Annotated in this window: 6 protein-coding genes; 4 read left to right on the top strand and 2 right to left on the bottom strand. The window is 73.9% G+C overall.

Going from position 1 to position 6,977, the window contains the following annotated elements:
* A partial coding sequence (locus tag ACZ7IF_RS30440) for a hypothetical protein (RefSeq protein WP_470977891.1) occupies positions 1-200 on the bottom strand: 200 nt, incomplete at its 3' end.
* Here ACZ7IF_RS30440 and ACZ7IF_RS30435 point away from each other — a divergent pair.
* The 4 genes from ACZ7IF_RS30435 (at position 181) to ACZ7IF_RS30420 (ending at position 5,366) form a co-directional block, all read left to right on the top strand.
* Positions 181-1,473, top strand: coding sequence for a S8 family peptidase (locus ACZ7IF_RS30435; RefSeq protein WP_470977889.1), 1,293 nt, complete (start codon positions 181-183; stop codon positions 1,471-1,473). The two genes, ACZ7IF_RS30440 and ACZ7IF_RS30435, sit on opposite strands and share 20 nt — an antisense overlap.
* Positions 1,474-1,674: 201 nt before the next feature.
* Positions 1,675-2,970 (top strand): hypothetical protein, encoded by a 1,296-nt coding sequence (locus ACZ7IF_RS30430; RefSeq protein ID WP_470977886.1) that lies wholly within the window; start codon positions 1,675-1,677, stop codon positions 2,968-2,970.
* Positions 2,971-3,081: 111 nt separating this feature from the next.
* The gene (locus ACZ7IF_RS30425; protein WP_470977884.1) at positions 3,082-4,110 is read left to right on the top strand and encodes a WxL protein peptidoglycan domain-containing protein; all 1,029 of its coding nucleotides are present in this window, start codon (positions 3,082-3,084) and stop codon (positions 4,108-4,110) included.
* Between the two features lie 65 nt (positions 4,111-4,175).
* A complete protein-coding gene (locus ACZ7IF_RS30420; protein WP_470977883.1) occupies positions 4,176-5,366 on the top strand; it encodes a hypothetical protein in 1,191 nt (396 codons plus the stop codon).
* Between the two features lie 108 nt (positions 5,367-5,474).
* Here ACZ7IF_RS30420 and ACZ7IF_RS30415 read toward each other — a convergent pair whose 3' ends face one another.
* Positions 5,475-6,974 (bottom strand): CoA-acylating methylmalonate-semialdehyde dehydrogenase, encoded by a 1,500-nt coding sequence (locus ACZ7IF_RS30415; protein WP_470977880.1) that lies wholly within the window; start codon positions 6,972-6,974, stop codon positions 5,475-5,477.
* Between the last annotated feature and the right edge of the window lie 3 nt (positions 6,975-6,977).

The raw sequence follows: 6,977 nt of genomic DNA, 5'->3' as shown, positions 1-6,977 counted from the left end.
AGTACGGCCGAGTACGAGCTGCGCTCCTCCGCCTTGCGATGCACCGCACCAGACCCCGCGGCCTGATCCACGAAGATCGCCCGGACAGGACCCAGCGGATGCCCCCTCCGGCGGCGTGTCGTGCGGCCAGTCGGCGCACCCTCCGCGCGGGGCCGGTCGCGCTGGCCGAGCATCGGCCGCATGACCGCGATGACCGCCATGACCTCCCTGCTCCCGGCCGCCGCCTTCCTGGCGGCGGCCGCCGTCCTGCCGCCGCCGCACCCCGCCGCCGCCGACGACGACGCCCGCGCCGCCTACGTCGTCATGCTGAAGGACACCACCTCCCGCGCCCCGACCCGGGCCCTGGCCGCCGAGGCCGGGCGGGCGGGGGACGAGGTCGGAGCGGTCTACGACGCCGCCCTCAACGGTTTCGCGGTACGCACCACCGCGGCCCGCGCCGCCGCCCTCGCCGCCGATCCCCGGGTCGCCTCCGTGGAGCCGGACGCACCGTTCCGGATCTCCGGCACGTCGGCCGCCCCCGAACCGTCGGCCGCCCCCGAACCGCCGGCCGCCCCCGTCCCGGCCCCCGTCCCCGTGCCCGTCGTGGCACCCGCCCCCGCGCAGGCCTCCACCGCCGTGACCCAGCGGCCGGCCCCCTGGGCCCTCGACCGGATCGACCAGCGCGAGCTGCCGCTCGACGGTTCGTACACGTACTCCGGGAACAAGGGCCGGGGCGTCACCGTCTACGTGGTCGACACCGGGATCAACACCCTCCACCAGGAGTTCGGCGGCCGCGCCCGCAACGGCTACAACGGCTTGTTCGCGGACAACGCCCAGGACTGCAACGGCCACGGCACCCACGTCGCCGCCACCGTGGGCGGGGCGACGTACGGGGTCGCCAAGGAGGCCTCCCTGGTCGGTGTGAAGGTGGCCGACTGCCGGGGCGACGGGAGCCTCTCGGTCATCCTGCGCGGCCTCGACTGGATGGTGAAGGACCACGTCAGGAACCCGGCACGGGGGCCCGCCGTCGCCAACATGAGCATGGGCGGCACCCGCAGCCGCTCCATGGAGGCGGCGGTGATCCGCGCGGTCGCCTACGGGATCACCTTCACCGTCGCCGCCGGCAACGAGGCCAGGGACGCCTGCTCCGGCTCCCCGGCGGCCGTCCCGCAGGCCCTCACGGTCGGCGCGACCGACGGCGCGGACCGGCGTCCGGCCTTCTCCAACCACGGCCGCTGCGTGGACATCTCGGCGCCGGGACAGGCCGTCACCTCGGCCTGGAAGGGCTCCCCCACCGCCCTCGCGCGGGCCTCGGGGACCTCCATGGCCGCCCCGCACGTCGCCGGCGCCGCCGCGCTGCTCCTGGCGGACGGCGAGGCCCGGACCCCCGGCGAGGTGGGCCGGCTGCTCGTCCGTGACGCCGTCCCGGACAGGATCGCGAACCTGACCGCCGGGACCCCGAACCTGCTCCTGCACGTCCCCGCGGAGCGGTAGCCCCGGGCACCGACCAGTCGGTATCCGATGTCCCATCAGACCGGGTCTGATGGGACATCAATGTCTGTGCGCTTCGGGCGAAAGCAAGCCATTGACTTCTCAACACCGCGACGCGTCAATGACGGCCATCCGCACCGGCTCGGCCTTCCCCGCACAGCGGGTGGGGGGAGGGGTTCGTCATGACGAAGGAGTCGCGACCCTGTGAGTACGAGAACGCTCAGACGAAGAGTGCTGGCCGGGGCGGGCGCCCTGTCCCTGGCCCTGACGGGCGGCGTCGTGGCCCTGACGGGACCGGCGCAGGCCGCGACCAAGACCACGCCCGTGCCGGTGAAGTGCGTCGCCCCCGCGCCCCAGCCGGGCGCCAACGGCAACCAGGACTACACGGTCACGGTGCCGGACACCGCCAAGGCGGGCGAGACCGTACCGATCACCATCGACCCCGGCGAGACGCCGGTCGTCCCGATGTTCACCATCGACACGGTCAACACCATCAAGGCGAAGCTGCTCGTCGGCGGGGTCGCGCAGACGGTCACCAGCCCGCCCGTGAACAGCCACCAGGAAGCCGGCAAGAAGGCCGACCCGCCCGCCTTCAACGGCACGATCAAGATCCCGGACGGCACCGAGGGCACGACGGTCCAGATCACGATCGACCAGGTGGTCACGGACGCCGACCTCGGCGGCACGGTCTACACGACGACCTGTACGCCGGACCCGCGCCCCAGCGCCCCGGTCGCCTCGATCGCCGTCGAAGCCCTGCCGAAGGACCCGGTCACCACCAAGCTGACGCCGAACAGCGGCAAGGCCGGCACCGCCGTCACCGTCACCGGCGCCAACTTCCCGGCCGGCCCGGTCACCTGTTCCGCCCAGCTCGCGGGCGCGGCGACCGGTGACGCCGGTACCGGCACGGCGGACGCGTCCGGCGCCGCCACCTGCAACATCACGATCACCAAGAAGGCCGACACGATCAAGATCGACGGATCGGTCGCCCCAGCCAAGCCCTTCGTGTTCATCGAGGAGCAGGCGGGCGTGCAGAACCCGGTGGACGTCGAGGTGCTGCCCGGACCGCTGGCCCTCGGCCCGAAGGACGGCCAGCCGGCCGTCAGCTTCGGGGCGGTGACCATCAACGGCAAGGCCCAGTCGGTGTTCGGCGCGTTCAACGCCGCGACCGTCCAGGACTTCCGCGGCGGCAGCCTCGGCTGGGACGTGACGGCGACCCGTACGCCGTTCCTGAACCAGGCGACGGGCCACTCGATGGCCAAGGCGCAGCTCGGCATCCAGCCGTCCTGCACCGTGACCAACCCGGACAGCCCGAGCACCTGCACGGCCGGCGCCCCGGGCGCGATCTCGGGCACGCCGATGAAGGTCGCCTCCCAGGCTGCCGGCGGTGAGGAGCTGACCGGCGGCGAGTTCGCCGTGGGCGGCGCGGCGGTGATCCAGCTGCCGCCGTTCATGTTCGCCGACACCTACCGGTCGGTCGTGACCTTCTCCATCGCCTGACGGGCTTCCTGACGGACGGCCCGAACCGGGTGGTGCGGTGCTCCGGCGCCGCACCACCCTCCCGCGTTCCCACCGCCGCATTCCCCGCCGCGACACTGGAGACCAACGCCCATGCGCATCGGCACCGTTGTCCGCTCCCTCCTCCCAGCCCTGTGCGGCGCGCTGGTGCTGCTGCTCCCCGCCGCCCCCGCGACGGCCGCGGACAACGGCACGTGGGGGGTCTTCCCGACGCCGCCGGCCGGCGCGTCGGTGACCGACCGCGCGTACTTCTTCCACCAGGGCGCCGCCGGGACCACCATCAGCGACAGCGCGACGATCCTGAACTCCTCCGACCAGGAGCTGACCTTCCGGGTCTTCGCCACCGACGCGGTGAACACCCCCTCGGGCGGCGCCTTCGCGCTGCTGCCCGTGCAGACGAAGCCCAAGGACGTCGGCGCCTGGGTCGCGCTGGCGCCCGGGGCGGCGGCCACGGTCACCGTCCCGCCCCGGGGCCGCAAGGACATCCCCTTCACCGTCAAAGTCCCCCAGGACGCCGTGCCGGGCGACCACGTCGGGGGGATCGTCGCACTGAACACGCAGGTCGAGGGGGTGCAGAAGGAGGGCAGGGTGCAGGTCGGGGTCCAGCGCCAGGTGGGCGCCCGGCTGTACTTCCGGGTGCCCGGCCCGCTGACCCCGGGGCTGAGCGTGGAGGACGTACGGGTCAACCGGAGCGCCCCGCTCCTGCCGTGGGTCAAGGACGCCCGCGCCACCATCACGTACACGCTGGTCAACCGGGGCAACGTGGTCGTCGGGCCGCGGGTGGCGGTGTCCGCCGAGGGGCTGTTCGGGCGCCGGGTGCTGAACCGGCCCGACCGGGACCTGAAGCTCGTGCTGCTGCCCGGCCAGCGCGTCGAGCTGACCGAACCGTGGCCGGACGCCCCGCAGTTGGACCGGGTGTCCGTCAAGGTCCGGGCGGGTGCGGCCGCTTATCCGGACCTCACCCCGGACGCCGGTACGGACTTCGTCGCCGTCCCGTGGCCGGCGGCGGGCGCGGCCCTGGTCCTGGCGGGGGCCGGCATCACCCTCCTGGTGCTGCGCCGGCGCCGCCGCGGGACTCCGGAAGAAGCGCTGAGCGAACCGGACTTGGCGCGGGCCCGCTGACCGGCAAGGGTGTCCCCGGGGGGTGACGGCATTCGGCCATCACCTGTGACGGGGAGGCACAACGGATGGAACGAGAGCACAGCGAGTCCGGGTCCGCCGCGCCCGCCGCCCGGCCGGTCAGGGGCGTGGGCCTGCTGACCCGCATCGAGCGGGCGCTGGGCACGGGGACCGCCGCCTACCTGCCCGGGGACGGCTGGATACGGCTCACCCTCCCGCTCGACGACGGCGGCCCGGCGCCCGTCACGGTGGACGTGGTCGCGGACACCGTGCGGGCCCCGCGCGGGATCGCGTACCTGCTGCCGGGCGGTGGCCTGAACTTCGCGGCGGACTTCTTCACTCCGGGCCGGGACAACCTGGCCCACCACCTGCGCCGCCAGGGCCTGCTGGTGGTCGGCGTGACCCCGCGCGAGGACGCCGCCCGCCCCGAGGACGTCACCGCGGACTTCGGGCTCGCCGGGCACCGCCGGGACCTGGCGGGGGTGGTGGCCGCGCTGGACTCCCTACTGGGCCTGCCCTACGAGTACGCGGGCCACTCGGCCGGCGCCGCCCTGGCCCTGGACGCGGCCTCGCACGACCCCTCGGAGCGGCTGCGCAGGGTGCTGGTCCTGGACACGACCGGGCCGTACACCGGGGCCCTGGCCGAGCGGGCCGCCGAGACCCGGGATGTGTACGAGGAGCAGCTCGCGCGGGGTGTCCACGCGGCCGGCCCGGGCCTCGCGGCGCTGGTCGCCCGGGCGGTGGCGGACCCGTCGGGCGCGTCGGAGGCGCCCTGGCCGCCGGACCCGGCCCGGCGCTTCACGCACGCCGGCCTGGCCCACTACGCGCTGGTCCGTACCGCGGACCTGCCCGGCCCGGCCAACTGGATCTACCGCCAGGGCCACGGCGCGGGCGAGTACGTCTTCGGCGCCACCCCGGCCGAGGACCGCTTCGCGCTGGCCCGCACCCCGCTTGCCGCCTGGCACGCGGCCACGTCGGCCCTCGGCAGCGGGCTGGTCCCGACGGCGCTGATGCGGGACCTCGCGGCGGTGTGGGCGGGCGACGGGAAGGCGTACGGGATCGCGTGGGAGCGGATCCGCTGCGAGGTGGTGTGGGTCAACACCGAACTGGGCCGGGGCGACGAGCCGCACGGCGCGGAGCTGATCCGGGCGGCGGGCAACGAGCGGGTCCGCTTCGCCGTGGTCCCGGGCTACGGGCACGGTGACGCGGTCTGGTCGCGGACGGCGGCGGCGGACGTCTGGCCGCTGCTCCAGGGCTGAGGAAACGGGGCTGAGGGAACGGGGCTGGGGGAACGGGGCTGGGGGAACGGGGCAGCCCCCGGCCGGTGAGGGTTGGCCGGGGGCTGCTGGTCTGCGGGGCGTCGGGGCTCAGTGGTTGCGGGGGAAGCCCAGGTCGACGCCGGCCGGGCCGTCGGCCGGGTCGGGCCAGCGGGTGGTGACGACCTTGCCGCGCGTGTAGAAGTGGATGCCGTCGTTGCCGTAGATGTGGTGGTCGCCGAAGAGCGAGTCCTTCCAGCCACCGAAGGAGTGGTAGCCCACCGGCACCGGGATCGGCACGTTGACGCCGACCATGCCGGCCTGGATCTCCAGCTGGAAGCGGCGGGCGGCGCCGCCGTCGCGGGTGAAGATCGCGGTGCCGTTGCCGAACGGCGAGGCGTTGATGAGGGCCACGCCCTCCTCGTAGGTCTCGGTGCGCAGCACGCACAGGACCGGGCCGAAGATCTCGTCGCGGTAGGCGTCGGAGTCGGTCTTGACGTTGTCGAGGAGCGAGAGGCCGATCCAGTGGCCGTTCTCGTTGCCCTCGACCGTGTAGCCGGTGCCGTCGAGGACCACGTCGGCGCCCTGGGCCGCGGCGCCCTTGACGTAGGAGGCGACCTTGTCGCGGTGGGCGGCGGTGATCAGCGGGCCCATCTCGGAGGTCGGGTCGTTGCCGGGGCCGATCTTGATCTTCTCGGCGCGCTCGCGGATCTTCTCGACCAGCTCGTCGGCGATGGAGCCTACGGCGACGACCGCCGAGATGGCCATGCAGCGCTCGCCCGCCGAGCCGTAGGCGGCGGAGACGGCCGCGTCGGCGGCGGCGTCCAGGTCGGCGTCCGGGAGCACCAGCATGTGGTTCTTGGCGCCGCCCAGCGCCTGGACGCGCTTGCCGTTGGCGGAGGCGGTGGTGTGGATGTGGCGGGCGATCGGGGTGGAGCCGACGAAGGAGACGGCGGAGATGCCGGGGTGGGCGAGGAGGGCGTCGACGGCGACCTTGTCACCGTGGACGACGTTCAGGACGCCCGCCGGCAGGCCGGCCTCGGTCATCAGCTCGGCCAGCTTGTTGGAGGCCGACGGGTCCTTCTCGCTCGGCTTGAGGATGAAGGTGTTGCCGCAGGCGATGGCCAGCGGGAACATCCACATCGGGACCATCGCCGGGAAGTTGAACGGGGTGATGCCCGCGACGACGCCGAGCGGCTGGCGGATGGCGGAGACGTCCACCCGGTTGGAGACGGAGGTCGACAGCTCGCCCTTGAGCTGCGTGGTGATCCCGCAGGCCAGCTCGACGATCTCCAGGCCGCGCGCCACCTCGCCCAGCGCGTCGGAGTGCACCTTGCCGTGCTCGGCGACGATCAGCTCGGCGATGGCGTCGCGGTTGGCGTCCAGCAGGGCGCGGTAGGCGAAGAGCACCTTGGTGCGGGCAGCCAGCGAGGACTGCCCCCAGGACAGGAAGGCCTCCTGGGCGACCTTGACGGCCGCGTCGACCTCATCGGCGGAGGCGAGCGCGACCTGCGTGGTGACCTCGCCGGTGGCCGGGTCGGTGACCGGGCCGTAGTTGCCCGACGCGCCCTCGACGGTCTTGCCACCGATCCAGTGGTTGACGGTCTTCATTGT

The sequence above is a fragment of the Streptomyces sp. NPDC037421 genome, from assembly GCF_055602105.1.
This window is presented reverse-complemented; position numbering and strand designations above follow the sequence as displayed.

What these genes read in the sequence shown, in the direction of transcription:
- ACZ7IF_RS30435 (WP_470977889.1), top strand. Translation starts at nt 181, where the DNA reads ATGACCGCGATGACCGCCATGACCTCCCTGCTCCCGGCCGCCGCCTTC.
- ACZ7IF_RS30425 (WP_470977884.1), top strand. Translation starts at nt 3,082, where the DNA reads ATGCGCATCGGCACCGTTGTCCGCTCCCTCCTCCCAGCCCTGTGCGGC.
- ACZ7IF_RS30420 (WP_470977883.1), top strand. Translation starts at nt 4,176, where the DNA reads ATGGAACGAGAGCACAGCGAGTCCGGGTCCGCCGCGCCCGCCGCCCGG.
- ACZ7IF_RS30415 (WP_470977880.1), bottom strand. Translation starts at nt 6,974, where the DNA reads ATGAAGACCGTCAACCACTGGATCGGTGGCAAGACCGTCGAGGGCGCG.